A 14,645-nucleotide genomic window follows, 5' to 3' on the forward strand; every position below is an offset into this window, starting at 1 on the left:
ACACTCCCGGCCATGCTACGAATCGACAATCTCGGCAAGCGCTACGGCGACCATCTCGTCTTCCAGGGCCTGACCCACACGTTCACGCCCGGCTGCGTGGCGCTGTGCGAAGAAGACAGCACCGGCAAGTCCACGTTGCTGGGCATCATCGCGGGCGTCGTCGCCCCGGATGCCGGGGAAGTCTGGATTGACGGCCATTCGTGGACCCAATCGCCCGCGCAAGCCCGGGCCCGCCTGGCTTACGTGCCCGACAATTGCATGGCGCTGCCCGCGCAGACGGGGCGCGGATTGCTGGAGCAGGTCGCGGCCGAGAAGAACGTGGCGCTGACGGACAGCGTGCTCGACCTGGCGTTCCGCCTGGGGCTGGCGCCGCATCTGGACAAGCGCTTCGAGCAGATGTCCACGGGCACGCGGCGCAAGGTCTACCTGACGGCCGCCGCCCTGGGCGACCCGGCTGTCATCATTGCGGATGGGGCCAGCAACGGGCTGGACGCGCAGGCGCGCGGCGTGCTGGCCGAGCAGTTCAAGGTCTGGGCGCAGGATCGGGTGGTGCTGTTCGCCAGCCACGATCCCGAGCTGGTAGAGGCCTGCGGCGCCCACAGCGTCGAGATTGCCGCCTTGCGCTAGCGGCGCGGGCGCTTTAGTGCGAAATTAAGCAGTCTGCAACTTGCGTTGCCCCATGGATCGGATGGGGCGCCTGACTGCGCATTCCAGGACTGACCCGCAGCCTGCACCCTCATTCATAGCCCCCGATTTCATCCGGCGTGACCGCTGTTGCTCATCACATTGCTGACCGAGTCACCGTGTACAGCGGATGGAGGGTGGATCATGAATCGCAGAAGCATGCTTTTTGTGTCGATCGCAGCCTTGGCGGGCTTGCTGACGCACAAGTCCGGCGCGGCGCGGCAGCCGGCCGGGCCACCCGTCATCGGTCTGCTGGTCAACGGCGCCGCCGCCAACAATCCCGCCGTCGGGGCGGTGCGGGCAGGGTTGGCGGAACTCGGCTACGCCGAGGGCAAGAATCTCATCCTCGAAGGCCGCTACGCGGAAGGTAAGCTTGACCGCCTGCCCGCGCTGGCGGCGGAGCTGGTTGCGCTGAATGTCGACGTGATTGCCGCCTTCGGCGGGCCGGCGTCCAGCGCGGCGGTCCGGGCCACCAAGACGATACCCATCGTTTTCGCCATCGTGGCCGATCCCGTGGCCGTGGGCTTTGCCGCGACCCTGGACCGCCCCGGCGGCAATGCGACCGGCATCACCAGCAACGATCCGGAGCAGGCCCGCCGCCAGTTTGAATTGCTGCGCGAAGTCATGCCGAAGCTGGCGCGGGTCACGCTCCTGAGCGACCAGGACATACCCGGCGCCGATGCCAGCGGCCTGGCGCCCATCGAGCGGACCTATGTGGCTGCGGCCAAGGCGCAGGGCATGGAACCCCAGGTGCTGAAGCTGCGCGGTCCAGCGCCCGATCTGGATGCTGCCTTCAAGGCCATGGCCAACCAGCAGTCCGAGGCGCTGCTGGTGCTGGAGGTGCCGGTCACGCTGGCCCACCGCAAGCGTATCGCCCTACTTGCCGCCGCCCAGAACCTGCCCGCGGCGTTTTCGGCCGGCTCGGCGGACGCGGGCGGGCTGATGAGCTACGGAACCAACGTCGCGGATACCTGGCGTAGCGTTCCGGGGTTCGTCGATCGCATCCTGAAGGGCGCCAAGCCCGCCGACATGGCTGTGGAAGTCATCACGCGGCGGGAGCTCACTGTCGACCTCAAGGTTGCCCGCCAGCTGGGGCTGACGGTGCCGCAGGCAATGCTGGCAAGGGCGGATCGTGTGATTGATTGAAGTTCGTGTCCAGGTCCGTGCAGCCTGCGCCGAGCCGCTCGTGCGAAGGGCGGCTTGGCGCTCTGGCGCTCAATCCTTCGCCATCAATCCCAGGTACTCGATCAGGCCTTTTTCCTTGACGTAGGTGGCCTGGGCCCATTCTTTGTAGTCCTGGCTGTTGCGGTAGGCGGGTTCCTGGTTCAGCTGTTTCATGACGTCCATGCTGGCGGAGTCGAACAGCGCCTTCTTGAACGCGTCGTGCAGCGTCTTCACGACTGCGGGGTCCATGCCCTTGGGGCCGGCCAGGCCGTAGGGCGAGGTGGACACGACCTTGTAGCCCAGCTCCTGCGCGGTCGGCACGTCGGGCCAGCGCGTGGTGCGCTTGTCGCCGAAGGTGACCAGCAGGCGCATCTTGCCGGAGTCGACGAACTGGTCCCAGCCGGTGCCGTCGCTTTGCCCCATGATATGGCCGCCCAGCAGGGCCTGCTGCATGTCGGCGTTGCCCTTGAAGGGCACGTGGTTCAGCTTGACCTTGGCGTTGATCGCGACTTCCTCGATCAGCAGATGCGGCAACGAGCCGGTGCCGGGGGAACCGTAGTCGATGGCGCCGGGCGCCTGGCGAGCGGCCTCGATGAATTCACCGAAGGTTTTGTACGGTGAGTCGGCGCGGACGGTGAAGCCGAAGGTGTAGCCGGACAGGCCCAGGATGAAGCTGAAATCGTTGATGGGATCCCAACTGCTTTTCTGCATGTGGGGCATGCGCAGCATGGCCTGGGTGTACAGGCTGATGGTGTAGCCGTCGGACTTGGCGGTCTTGGCCATGGTGGCGGGGCCCAGGGTGCCGGCGGCGCCGGGCCGGTTTTCGACGATGATGGGCTGGCCCAGGGTCTTGGAGGCGTCCTGCGCCACGATGCGCAGGTGGCGGTCGGTGGAGCCGCCGGCCGGGAAGGGCACGATCAGCGTGATGGGCTTGGACGGGTAGGCGTTTTGCGCGTCGGCGGCGAAGGGCAATGCAACGCTGGCGATCGAGAGCAGTGCGGCGCCGAGGCAGGCGCGCCGCAGGGGCTGCTGGGTCATGGGTTTGTCTCCTGGGGTGTTGTTGTGTGTGGGGCTGTTCAGCCGCGCAGGATGACCTTGACCGGCAAGCGGGCCAGCGTGTCGTGCAGGCTGGCTTTCAGCGCTTCGGACGCGCGGGCGTCGGCCCGGACTGCGATATCGGATTGCAGGTTGGCTGCCACGCGGAACAGCGCGCCATCGTCGAGCGGGCCGGCTGTCTGCGTCAATCAAGATTAAATTGATATCCCTGGGAACGGCCGTGTGCGCCAAGAGGCTTCAGGGAGTCTTCTTGATGAAATGGGGGAGCTTTTCTTGTCAGCCTGGCGTACACGCCACGGCGTTGCCAAGACTGTTCGCGGCAAGGATTCGATTCCCGCGGCTTTCGGCGGCGGCACCCCCCTCCCGCGAGGGCGGTGGGTGCCATGCCGCCGGTTCAATCCTTCGCCATCAATCCCAGGTACTCGATCAGGCCTTTTTCCTTGACGTAGGTGGCCTGGGCCCATTCCTTGTAGTCCTGGCTGTTGCGGTAGGCGGGTTCCTGGTTCAGCTGTTTCATGACGTCCATGCTGGCGGGGTCGAACAGCGCCTTCTTGAACGCGTCGTGCAGCGTCTTCACGACTGCGGGGTCCATGCCCTTGGGGCCGGCCAGGCCGTAGGGCGAGGTGGACACGACCTTGTAGCCCAGCTCCTGCGCGGTGGGCACGTCGGGCCAGCGCGTGGTGCGCTTTTCGCCGAAGGTGACCAGCAGGCGCATCTTGCCGGAGTCGACGAACTGGTCCCAGCCGGTGGCGTCGCTTTGCGCCATGACGTGGCCGCCGAGCAGGGCCTGCTGCATGTCGGCGTTGCCCTTGAAGGGCACGTGGTTCAGTTTCACCTTGGCGTTGATGGCGACTTCCTCGATCAGCAGGTGCGGCGACGAACCGATGCCGGTGGAGCCGTAGTCGATGGTGCCAGGCGCCTTGCGCGCCGCCTCGATGTATTCGTTGAAGGTCTTGTAGGGCGAATCGGCGCGGACGGTGAAGCCGAAGGTATAGCCGGACAGGCCCAGGATGAAGCTGAAGTCGTTGATGGGGTCCCAGCTGCTTTTCTGCATATAGGGCATGCGCAGCATGGCCAGGGTGTACAGGGTGATGGTGTAGCCGTCGGGCTTGGCGGTCTTGGCCATGGTGGCGGGCCCCAGGGTGCCGCCGGCGCCGGGTCGGTTTTCCACGACGACGGGCTGGCCCAGGGTCTTGGAGGCGTCCTGCGCCACGATCCGCATATGGCGGTCGGTGGAGCCGCCGGCCGGGAAGGGCACGATCAGCGTGATGGGCTTGGACGGGTAGGCGCCTTGCGCGCCAGCGGCGAAGGGCAATGCAACGCCCGCAATCGAGAGCAGCACGGCGCCGAGGCAGGCGCGCCGCAGGGGCTGGTGGGTCATGGGTTTGTCTCCTGGGGTGTTGTTGTGTGTGGGACTGCTTAGTCGCGTAGGACGACCTTTACGGGCAAGCGGGCCAGCGCGTCGCGCAGGCTGGCTTTCAGCGCCTCGGGCGCGCGGGCGTCGGCCTGGACCGCGACCTCGGGCTGCGCGTCGGCTTGGACGCGGAACAGCGCGCCGTCGTCGATCAGGCCGGCTTCCCGCAGGGTGCGCGCCACCACGGCCTGGGCCGATACGGCGGTGGCCAGCCGGCGCAGATCAGGCTTGTAGATCTTGCCCACGTTGGTCATGGGCATGCTGTCCAGCACGATGACGCGCTTGGGCCGTGCCGGGCTTTCATCCACGTGCTCGGCGGCGTAGGCCAGCAGTTCGGCTTCCTGAACTTGGGCGCCTTCGGCCAGCGTGACGAAGGCGATGGGCAGTTCGCCGGCATAGGCGTCGGGGGCGCCGACGGCGGCGCAGAGCTGTACCGACGGGTGCGAGGCGAGCGCGTCTTCGATGGTCTTGGGATCGATGTTGTGGCCGCTGCGGATGATCAGATCCTTGGCGCGGCCTTGCAGGTGCAGGCGGCCGTCCTCGTCCAGGTAGCCCACGTCGCCGCTGATGAGCCAGCCGTCTTCGGTGAAGGCGCGCGCCGTGTCCTCGGGGTCGAGAAAGCCTGGGATGACGTTGGGCGCCTTGAACAGCACCATGCCGGGCGCGCCGGCGGCCAGGTCGCGCGCGGGCGTGCCGGCCGGCATGTCCAGGCCGACGATGCGGACCTGTACGTAGGGCAGCGGAAAGCCGACGCAGCCCACCGGGAATTCGCAGCCCGGCGGCGAGATGGTCGAGATGCCCGCCATCTCCGTCATGCCCAGGCTTTCATTGACGTGCAGGCCGAACAGGCGCTTGAAGCGGGTAGCCAGTTCGGCGGGCAGGGGCGCGGCGCCCGTGCGGCAGTAGCGCAGCGACGAGATGTCGGCGCCCGCCAGCGGCACTTCGGCCAGCGCCGCGAGGATGGTGGGCACGCCTTGCAGCGAGGTGGCGCGGTGGTGTTCGACCAGGCGCCAGTAGTTGCGCAGCACGTCGCGGTTGCGCAGCAGCAGGGTGGTGGGGATGACGGTTTCCACGCCCGCCGACAGGGCGGCCAGCGAGGCCGGCAGCACGCCCGCCACATGGAACAGCGGATATCCGTTGATGACAACGTCGTCCGGTCCGGCGTTCTGCAATTGCACCGCGGCCCAGGCGCTGAAGACCTGGTTGGCGTGCGTGTGGATGGCGAGCTTGGGCGCGCCCGTGGTGCCGCCGGTGTGGAAATAGGCGGCCACGTCGCTGGCATGGATCTCACGGCCGCTGAGCAAGCGGTCAGCCGGCTGGGCGGCGCGCGCGGTGTTGAAGTCCAGCGCATGGTCCGGCAGCGCCGGGCGGTTCGAAGGCGGTTCATCCAGCGGCGCCACGCGCAGCAGCGTGTGCAGCGTGGGCACGCGCTCGCGCAGGCGCAGCGCCTTGGACCAGGAGCCGCATTCCAGGTCGGACCCGTAGGCGATCAGCACCTTGGCGCGCGCCGTGTTCATGAGCGAGGCGAGCTTGTCTTCGGCCAGCAAGGGGTTCAGGGGCTGGACGATGCCGGCGGCCTCGCCGCCCCATAGCGCTAGGTGGTACTCCAGACAGCCGGGCAGCAGGATGCCGACGGCGTCGTCCGGGCCCACGCCCAGCTCATGCAGCAGGTTGGCGGTCTGGTGAATGCCGGCCAGCAGTTCACGATAGCTCCAGCGCAGCGGCGCGTCGCCGGGGTCGGCGCTGCGCAGAAAGGTCAGCGCGGTCTTGTCGCGGAAGGCCGCGGCCGAGTTGCGGAAGATCTGGTAGGTGCTTTGTACCGTAAGCGTTTCAGCCAGCGGCCGGGCTTGCAGCCGCTGCACGTCCGCCGCGCTGCGTACGGCGAACGGGGCGGCGAAAGGCGGCGAGAGGGGCGGGGCGGCATGGACCTGGGTCATCATGGCGTGGTCCTCCGCTCAGGCCTGCCCCAGCGCGATGTAGCGCCGCAGGTGATGGTCTTCGTCGCCCAGCTGGTGGTCGATCATGACCAGGCGCTTGGCGTAGTGCGCCAGCGGCAGTTCCCAGGTCATGCCGATGCCGCCGTGCAGCTGGATGCTCTCTTCGGCCACCAGCGTGCCGATGCGGCCGATGGTGTATTTGGCGGCGGACAGCGCGCGTTCGCGGGTGGCGCGGTCCGGGTGGTCCAGCGCGGCCGCGGCATTGATCACGGCCGAGCGCGCCTGCTCGATCTCCAGCAGCACGTCGGCCATGCGATGCTGCAGCGCCTGGAAGCTGCCGATGGGGGCGCCGAATTGGCGGCGCGTGCGCAGGTATTCCAGGGTGGCGTCGCGGGCGCAGTCCATCGCGCCCACGGCTTCGGCGCACAGCGCCAGGATGCCGCGGCCGGCGGCGCGTTCCAGCAGCGGGTAGCCCGCGCCGGTCTCGCCCAGCAGGGCATCTGAGCCAAGCTGCACGCCGTCGAGCACGAGTTCCGCCGCGCGGCCGCCATCGATCAGGCCATAGCCGCGCACCTTCAGGCCGGGCGTGCCGGCGCTGAGCAGGAACAGGCTGATGCCGGCCTCGTCGTCCGGTCCGCCCGCGCTGCGGGCCGGGACCAGGAACAGGTCGGCGTGTTCGCCGGCCGCGACCACGGCCTTGGCGCCGTTGAGCACCCAGCCGTCTGCGTTGCGTTCGGCGCGGGTTTCGACGTGCGCCAGTTCATAGCCGGAGCCGGGCTCGGCATGGGCAAGCGCAGCGGTGATGGTGCCGGCTATCAGGCCTTCCAGCGCTTGGCGCTGGCCTGGCGTGCCGGCGGCGGCGATGGCGCTGCCGACCATGAGCGCGTCCAGCAGCGGTTCGACGGCCAGGCCGCGGCCCAGCGCCTCGAATACGACGGAAATGTCGAAGCCGGTTCCGCCCAGGCCGCCATCCGCTTCGGCAAACAGCGCGCCGATGGCGCCGAGTTCGGCATAGCGCTGCCACAGCTCCAGGCCGTAGCCCCGCTCCGAGCGGGCGTTGCGGTCGCGCGTGGCGAAGTCGCACTGTTCGGCGACAAAGCGGCGCAGCATGTCGGAGAGCATGCGCCGGTCTTCGGTGTGTTCAAAGTTCATGGCCGGCCCTTACAGTCCGAGAATCATCTTGGAGATGATGTTCTTCTGGATTTCATTGGAGCCGCCGAAGATCGACAGCTTGCGGTTGTTGAAGTACTGCGCGGCGGCACTCTCGGCGCCTTGCGGGCCGATGGGCGGCGCGTCGTAGCCGTCGTGCAGCGCCTCGGGCACGAAGGGGCGGGCGTAAGGCCCCATGGCGCGGCGGTTCAGCGCGCTGATCTCCTGGCGGATCTGGGTGCCGCGGATCTTCAGCATCGAACTTTCCGCGCCGGGCGCGCCGCCGCCGGCAACCGCCGCGACCACGCGCAGGTTGGTGGTGCGCATATTGGCCAGTTCGATCTCGACGCGGGCCAGCCGGGCGGCGAAGTCCGGGTCCTCGGATAGCGGACGTCCGTTCTTGCGTTGGCTTGCGGCCACCGTCTTCAGGCGTTCCAGCGCTGCCGTGGATTGGCCGACGCCGGCGATGTTGGTGCGTTCGTAGGTCAGCAGGTACTTGGCGCAGGTCCAGCCGCGGTTTTCCTCGCCCACCAGGTTGGCGGCAGGCACCCGCACGTCGGAGAAGAACACCTCGTTGACTTCGTGCTCGCCGTCCAGCGTGATGATGGGGCGCACTTCCACGCCGGGGCTGGCCATGTCGATCAGCAGGAAGCTGATGCCTTCCTGGCGCCGGCCTTCCTGCGAGGTGCGCACCAGGCAGAAGATCATGTTGGCGTACTGGCCCAGCGTGGTCCAGGTCTTCTGGCCGTTGACTACGTAGCTGTCGCCGTCGCGCACGGCGGTGGTCTTGACGGAGGCCAGGTCCGAGCCCGCGCCGGGTTCGGAATAGCCCTGGCACCACCAGTCGGAGCCGTCCAGGATGCGCGGCAGCCAATGGCGCCGCTGCGCCTCGCTGCCGTACTTGATCAGCACCGGGCCCAGCATGCTCAGACCGAAGGGCACGATGCGCGGCGCGCCGGCCAGCGCGCATTCGTTTTCGAAGATGTACTTCTGCACGGCGCTCCAGCCGGTGCCGCCGTATTCCACCGGCCAGTGGCTGGCGAGCCAACCCTGGCGGTTGAGGATGGCGTGCCATTCGACCATGTCGGCGCGCGTCAGCAGCTTGCCTTGCGCGACCTTGGCGGACAGACGCTCGGGCAGCTTGCTGGCGAGAAAGGCCCGCACTTCATCGCGGAAGGCGTTTTCTTCGGGAGTGAATTCCAGGTCCATGGGGGATCCTCAGTAGATTTCAAACAGGCCGGCCGCGCCCATGCCGCCGCCCACGCACATGGTGACGACGGCATAGCGGGCGCCGCGGCGGCGGCCTTCGATGAGCACGTGGCCAGCCAGGCGGGCGCCGGTGACGCCGAAGGGGTGGCCCAGGGCGATGGCGCCGCCGTCCACGTTCAGGCGGTCCATCGGGATGCCGAGCTTTTCCTGGCAATACAGGGCTTGCGAGGCGAAGGCCTCGTTAAGTTCCCACAGGTCGATGTCCTGCGCCTTGAGGCCGTGGCGGGCCAGCAGCTTGGGCACGGCGTAGACCGGGCCTATGCCCATCTCGTCGGGTTCGCAGCCGGCGATCGCCAGCCCGCGGAATGCGCCCAGCGGCTGGATGCCGGCGCGCCGGGCCTCGGCGGCTTCCATCAGCACGCAGGCGGCGGCGCCATCCGACAATTGCGAGGCGTTGCCGGCCGTGACGAACTGGCCGGCGCCGCGCACCGGGGCCAGCGAGGCCAGGGCATCGTAGGTGGTGCCGGGGCGGTTGCAGGTGTCGCGATCCACCGTGACTTCGCGTTCGCTGACGGCGCCGGTGGCGCGGTCGGTGACGGACATGGCCGTGGTGACCGGAACGATCTCTTCAAGATACCGTCCCGCGGCCTGCGCGGCTTCGGCGCGCGCCTGGCTTTGCGCGGCGAAATGGTCCTGGGCTTCGCGGCTGATGCCGTAGCGGGCAGCGACGATGTCGGCGGTTTCGATCATGGGCAGGTAGAGTTCGGGCTTATTGGCCACGATCCACGGATCCATGCCGCTCACGCCGTCGTCGCGGGTGCGGATCTGCGACACCAGTTCGACGCCGCCCGCGATCATGGCGGGGGCGCCGTCCATGACGATGCGGCTGGCGGCCGAGGCGATGGCCTGCAGGCCGGAGGCGCAATAGCGGTTGACGGTGGCGCCGCCCACGCTGACGGGCAGCCCGGCGCGGATGACGGCCTGGCGGCCGATGTTGCGGCCGGTGGCGCCTTCCGGATAGCCGCAGCCGATGAAGGCGTCTTCGATCAGGGCGGGGTCGATGCCGGCGCGGTCGACGGCGGCGCGCACGGCGTGCGCGGCCAGCGTGGGGCCGGCGATGAGGTTGAATTCGCCGCGTCCGGCCTTGGTGATGGGGGTGCGGGCGGTGGCGACGATGACGGCTTCGCGCATGGCGTATTCCTGTGGGGTGTCGGGGTCAGGCGGCCTGGTTCAGGCTGGCGAAATTGCGGCCGGATTCGGCCAGTTGCACGAGCAGCGGCGAGGGCTTCCAGAAGGCGGGATCCTCCTGCGCGTAGCTGCGGATATCGGCCAGCACGCGCTCCAGTCCCACGCGGTCGGCGTAGTGCATGGGACCGCCGTGATGGCGCGGAAAGCCATAGCCGGATAGGAACACCACGTCGATGTCGGAGGGGCGCTGGGCGATGCCCTGGTGCAGCACGTTGGCGGCTTCGTTGATCATGGCGGCCAGGTAACGGCGCAGGATGTCCTCTTGCGTGTAGGCGCGCGGCGTGACGCCGGCGCGCGTGCGTTCGGCGTCGATGATGGCGAGGACTTCGGGGTCTTGTTCGCCTTGGCGCGCCCCGTCGGGGTAGAGGTAGAAGCCGCGGCCCGTCTTCTGGCCGAACCAGCCGCGTTCGCACAGCCGGTCGGGAATCTGCACATAGCGCAGCGCGGGGTCGCGGGTGGGCGCGCGGCGCTTGCGCGTGGCCCAGCCGATATCGCCGCCGGCCAGATCGGCCATCTGGTAGGGCCCCATGGGGCAGCCGAAGGCGCGCACGGCGGCGTCGATCTCATAGGGCGAGGCGCCGTCTTCCATCATCATGTCCGCGGCCTGGCGATGCACGGCCAGGATGCGGTTGCCGATGAAGCCGTCGCACACGCCCGCGCGCACCGGGATCTTGCGCAGGCGCCGGGCCAGCTCGAAGCCGGTGGCCACGGTGTCAGGAGCGGTATGCTCGCCCACCACCACTTCCAGCAGCTTCATGATGTTGGCGGGCGAAAAGAAGTGCAGGCCCAGCACGTCGGCGGGGCCGCGCGTGGCGGCGGCGATGAGGTTGACGTCCAGGTACGAGGTATTGGTGGCCAGCACCGCGCCGGGCTTGGCGACGCGGTCCAGCTGCGCGAACACGGCCTGCTTCACCGCCATGTCCTCGAACACGGCTTCGATGATGAGGTCGGCGTCGGCGAGCGCTTCGTATTGCGTCGAACCGGTGTAGCGCGCCATGCGGGCATCGCGCTCGTCGGCGCTGATCCTGCCTTTCTTGACCAGCAGCTCGTAGACCTGCACGACGCGGCCGCGGCCGCGCTCCAGCGCGGTTTCATCCTGTTCGACCATGGTCACGGGAAAGCCGGCGTCCAGCGCCGCCACGGCGATGCCGGCGCCCATGGTGCCGCCGCCGACGATGCCGATGCGTTCCAGGCGCCGCGGCCGGGCGGGCTGCTGGCCCGGCATCTTGGCGGTGTCGCGTTCGGCGAAGAAGGCATGCACCAGGCCCGCCCGTTGCGGACTCTCCAGGCATTGCAGGAACAGCGCCCGTTCGGTGCGCAGGCCGTCGTCGAACGGCTGCTCGATGGCGGCGCGCACGGCCTCCACGATCTTGCCGGGCGAGTACAGTCCGCGGGTGGTCCGGGCTACGCGTTCGGCCGCCGCGTCGACCTGGGCCAGCGCTGCGGCCCGGTCGGCGAGCGCGCCGGCATCGCGGGTGCGGCGCGGACCCGCGCCCACGGCCAGCAGTTGCCGGGTGTAGGCGAGGCCCGCGTCCAGCGGGTCGGATTCGCTGGACAGCGCGTCCACCAATCCAGCTTCCAGGGCTGCCCCGGCGGAGAGGTGCTTGCCGGTCAGCATCAGGTCCAGCGCCGCCTGCGCACCCATGAGGCGCGGCGCGCGCTGGGTGCCGCCGGCGCCGGGCAAGAGGCCCAGGTTCACTTCGGGCAGGCCCAGCTTGGCGCCCGCAAGCGCGACGCGGTAGTGCGCGGCCAGCGCCACTTCCAGTCCGCCGCCCAGCGCCGCGCCGTGCAGCGCGGCTACCACCAGCTTGGCGCTGGCTTCGATCTGGTTGCAGACCTCGGGCAGGATGGGCGGCTGCGGCGGCTTGCCGAATTCGCGGATGTCGGCGCCTGCGATGAAGTTCTTGCCGGCGCCCATCAACAGGATGGCGCGGACCTGCGGATCGGCCTGGGCGTCGCGCACGGCCGCGGCCAGATCGCCGCGCACGGCGGCGCTCAGGGCATTGACGGGGGGATGGTCGATGGTGACGACGAGGATGTCGTCATAGCGGCGCGCGCTGGCCGCGCCGGTGCTTGCGCTGTCTGTCATGGACAGTGTCTCCGATGAGGCCTGCCTCCGGGGGGGCGCCGCTGGGGGCGGACCCTGGGGGCTGGGCCTGGCGGACCAGGAACGGCCCGTCTTTTATGGCCTCATTCTTTCGCAGTAAAGAAGTCTTGACAATGCCATCGATAATTGACATTGAGGTCAAAAAAATTTGACAATCCATAGGTGCGTAGCTGCGGCGTGGAGGCCCGAGATGGACACCAAATCCCTGACATTGCTGGTGGAAATACTGGACGCAGGCAATCTCAGCGAGGCTGCGCGCCGCCTGAAGATGACGCGCGCCAATGTCAGCTACCACCTGAATCAGCTGGAACGCTCGGTGGGCATGCAGCTGGTGCGGCGCACCACGAGGCATGTGGAACCGACAGAAATCGGACTGAAGCTGTATCACCACGGCCGCAGCATCCAGGACGAACTCGCGGCGGCGCGTGAATCGGTCGAGACCCTGGGCAAGACGCCGCAGGGCAAGGTCAGGCTGAGCGTGCCCAGCGGTTACGGGCAGTTCGTGATGACGCCCTGGCTGCTGGAATTCAAGCGGACCTACCCGGACATCGTGCTGGACGTGCTGTTCGAGAACAGCGTGGACGACCTGCTGCGCGACGAGGTCGACATCGCGGTGCGCATTATGTCCGAGCCGCCACAGAACCTGGTGGCGCGCGAGCTGGGCCAGGTCCGTTATGTGGCGTGTGCGTCGCAGGAATATGCCGCCACCCGCGGCTTGCCGCAGCATCCGGAAGAACTGTCACGCACGCCGGTCATCAGCGCCGCGGTGATCGGCCGCCCCTTGCGGCTGTCGGCCTATTACGGCGGCCGGCCGCGGCAGCACGTGGTGCTGGAGCCCACGGTGATCTCGCGCAACTACGCCTTCCTGCGCGATGCGACGCGGGCGGGGCTGGGCCTGGGCGTGGTGCCGGACTACGTGGTTCACGATGACATCGCGCGCGGCGATCTGGTGGCCGCGCTGCCGCAATGGCGGCTGAGCATCTTCGGGCGCGGCATGTACATGCTGTACATGCCCAACCGCCACCATCCGCGGGCGATCTCGATGATCATCGAGTTCATCCTGGAGCGCGCCCAGGCCGCGCATGAAGGCAGGCCGGGATTGCTGGAGGCGGCAGGCTAGCAGGGCCAGCCCGCTGGGGCGCGTGCAGGCCCTGGACGCGCGGCGTTCCTGACTGGGCGTTCAGCTTGGCGGGCATAAAATCCGTGTTCCTCACGGCAAACGGCCGCAGGGCCGCGCCCATTTTTTTCCAGGCCCGTCCATGTCCTCTTCCGACGTCCAATTGCTTCTTACCGCGCTGGCAAGCGTGCTGGTGCTGGTTGCGCTGATCGTTTCGCGCATCCGCATGCATCCGCTGCTGGCGCTGTTGATCGTCTCCATCGGCGTGGGTTTCGCCACCGGCATGGAGCCCGTGGCCATCGTCAAGAACCTGAGCAACGGCGCCGGCAAGACGCTGGGCGCGGTGGGCGTGGTGATCGCGCTGGGGGCGATGCTGGGCAAGATCCTGGCGGACTCGGGCACGACCGAACGCCTGGCCAACGCCATCCTCAGCCATACCTCGGCCCGCATGATTCCCTGGGCCATGACCCTGGTGGCCTTCGTCATCGGCATTCCGATGTTCTTCGAGGTCGGCCTGGTGGTGATGCTGCCGCTGATCTTCAGCGTGGCGCGCAAGCTGGAAAGCCAGGAACGTTTCAAGGGCTCGGCCTATGTGTACGTGGGCGTGCCGGTGATATCGGCCCTGGCGGCGATGCATGGCATGGTGCCGCCGCATCCGGGGCCGCTGACGGCGATCGCCACGCTCAAGACCACGGTGGGGCCGACCATGATCTACGGTTTCATCGCGGCGCTGCCGGCCATGGTGTTCGGCGGCCCCTTGTATGGCGCCTTCATCTCGCCGCGCATGACGACGCGCCCGGACGAGGCGCTGCTGGAACAATTCACCACGACCCGCCAGGAGGCCGCGGGCCGCAACGCGCCCAGCGTGGGCCTGGGGGTGCTGGCGGCCTTGCTGCCTGCCTTGCTGATGCTGGTGCATGCGGGCGCGGAGATGCTGCTGCCCAAGGATTCCCGCGCCATGCACGTGGCGGCATTCCTGGGCGACCCGATGGTCGCGATGCTGTTGGGCGTGCTGTTCGCCGCCTTCACCCTGGTGCTGATGCGCGGCGGGGATGCGGAAAAGCTGCGCGACGCCATGGGCAAGAGCCTCAAGCCCATCGCCGGCATCATGCTCATCATCGCGGGCGGCGGCGCGTTCCAGCAGGTGCTGACCAGCGCCCACGTGGGCGATGCCATCGTGCAGCTGACGCATCAGTTTTCCTTGCCGCCGCTGGTGCTGGGCTGGCTGATCGCCATGCTGCTGTCGGTGTCCACTGGTTCGGCCACGGTCGGCATCGTGGGCGCGGCGGGCCTGCTGGCGCCGTTGGCGGGCGCCGACCCCAGCCTGAACCTGCCGCTGCTGGCGCTGGCCATCGGTTGCGGGTCGCTATTCTTCAACTATGCCAATCACGCGGGCTTCTGGATGGTGAAGGAGTCCTTCGGCATGACCATGGGCGAAGCGACCAAGACGATTTCGGTGGTGCAGTCCATCGTGTCGGTGGTGGGGCTGGTCATGGTGTTGCTGTTCAACATGCTGCCGCCGCTGGGCTGACGCCACTGCGGGCCGCTATTGTTATGCTG

At 68.3% G+C, this 14,645-nt stretch carries 12 protein-coding genes; 4 read left to right on the forward strand and 8 right to left on the reverse strand.

The features are described 5' to 3' along the window. Window positions 1-12: 12 nt before the first annotated feature. Both FOC84_RS27280 and FOC84_RS27285 read left to right on the forward strand, forming a co-directional pair. Window positions 13-627 (forward strand): ABC transporter ATP-binding protein, encoded by a 615-nt coding sequence (locus tag FOC84_RS27280; protein ID WP_173147772.1) that lies wholly within the window; start codon window positions 13-15, stop codon window positions 625-627. A 201-nt stretch (window positions 628-828) separates the two neighbouring features. Then, complete coding sequence (locus tag FOC84_RS27285) at window positions 829-1,830, forward strand: ABC transporter substrate-binding protein (RefSeq protein WP_173147774.1); 1,002 nt, start codon at window positions 829-831, stop codon at window positions 1,828-1,830. A 69-nt stretch (window positions 1,831-1,899) separates the two neighbouring features. On the opposite strand, the gene FOC84_RS27290 is transcribed toward FOC84_RS27285, so the two are convergent. The 8 genes from FOC84_RS27290 to FOC84_RS27325 form a co-directional block, all read right to left on the reverse strand. Beyond that, entirely contained in the window at window positions 1,900-2,886 is a 987-nt protein-coding gene (locus tag FOC84_RS27290) for a tripartite tricarboxylate transporter substrate binding protein (RefSeq protein WP_173147776.1), read from the reverse strand. A 38-nt stretch (window positions 2,887-2,924) separates the two neighbouring features. Beyond that, complete coding sequence (locus tag FOC84_RS27295; protein WP_173147778.1) at window positions 2,925-3,092, reverse strand: hypothetical protein; 168 nt, start codon at window positions 3,090-3,092, stop codon at window positions 2,925-2,927. A 206-nt stretch (window positions 3,093-3,298) separates the two neighbouring features. After that, window positions 3,299-4,285: a tripartite tricarboxylate transporter substrate binding protein gene (locus FOC84_RS27300; RefSeq protein ID WP_173147780.1), complete on the reverse strand. Its 987-nt coding sequence runs from the start codon at window positions 4,283-4,285 to the stop codon at window positions 3,299-3,301. A gap of 38 nt (window positions 4,286-4,323) precedes the next feature. After that, window positions 4,324-6,255 (reverse strand): acyl-CoA synthetase, encoded by a 1,932-nt coding sequence (locus tag FOC84_RS27305; protein ID WP_173150437.1) that lies wholly within the window; start codon window positions 6,253-6,255, stop codon window positions 4,324-4,326. Window positions 6,256-6,273: 18 nt separating this feature from the next. Further along, window positions 6,274-7,407 (reverse strand): acyl-CoA dehydrogenase family protein, encoded by a 1,134-nt coding sequence (locus FOC84_RS27310; protein ID WP_173147782.1) that lies wholly within the window; start codon window positions 7,405-7,407, stop codon window positions 6,274-6,276. A 9-nt stretch (window positions 7,408-7,416) separates the two neighbouring features. Further along, window positions 7,417-8,613, reverse strand: coding sequence for an acyl-CoA dehydrogenase family protein (locus FOC84_RS27315; RefSeq protein ID WP_173147784.1), 1,197 nt, complete (start codon window positions 8,611-8,613; stop codon window positions 7,417-7,419). A gap of 9 nt (window positions 8,614-8,622) precedes the next feature. Beyond that, a complete protein-coding gene (locus FOC84_RS27320; RefSeq protein ID WP_173147786.1) occupies window positions 8,623-9,804 on the reverse strand; it encodes an acetyl-CoA C-acyltransferase in 1,182 nt (393 codons plus the stop codon). A gap of 25 nt (window positions 9,805-9,829) precedes the next feature. Next, on the reverse strand, window positions 9,830-11,950 hold the full coding sequence (locus FOC84_RS27325) for a 3-hydroxyacyl-CoA dehydrogenase NAD-binding domain-containing protein (protein WP_173147788.1): 2,121 nt from the start codon (window positions 11,948-11,950) through the stop codon (window positions 9,830-9,832). 208 nt (window positions 11,951-12,158) lie between these two features. On the opposite strand from FOC84_RS27325, the gene FOC84_RS27330 reads away from it, so the two are divergent. Both FOC84_RS27330 and FOC84_RS27335 read left to right on the forward strand, forming a co-directional pair. Beyond that, window positions 12,159-13,088: a LysR family transcriptional regulator gene (locus FOC84_RS27330; RefSeq protein ID WP_173147790.1), complete on the forward strand. Its 930-nt coding sequence runs from the start codon at window positions 12,159-12,161 to the stop codon at window positions 13,086-13,088. A 139-nt stretch (window positions 13,089-13,227) separates the two neighbouring features. Then, on the forward strand, window positions 13,228-14,616 hold the full coding sequence (locus tag FOC84_RS27335) for a GntP family permease (RefSeq protein ID WP_173147792.1): 1,389 nt from the start codon (window positions 13,228-13,230) through the stop codon (window positions 14,614-14,616). Window positions 14,617-14,645: the final 29 nt, after the last annotated feature.

Origin of the sequence: Achromobacter pestifer (assembly GCF_013267355.1) — a bacterium.
Lineage (GTDB): Bacteria > Pseudomonadota > Gammaproteobacteria > Burkholderiales > Burkholderiaceae_B > Achromobacter > Achromobacter pestifer_A.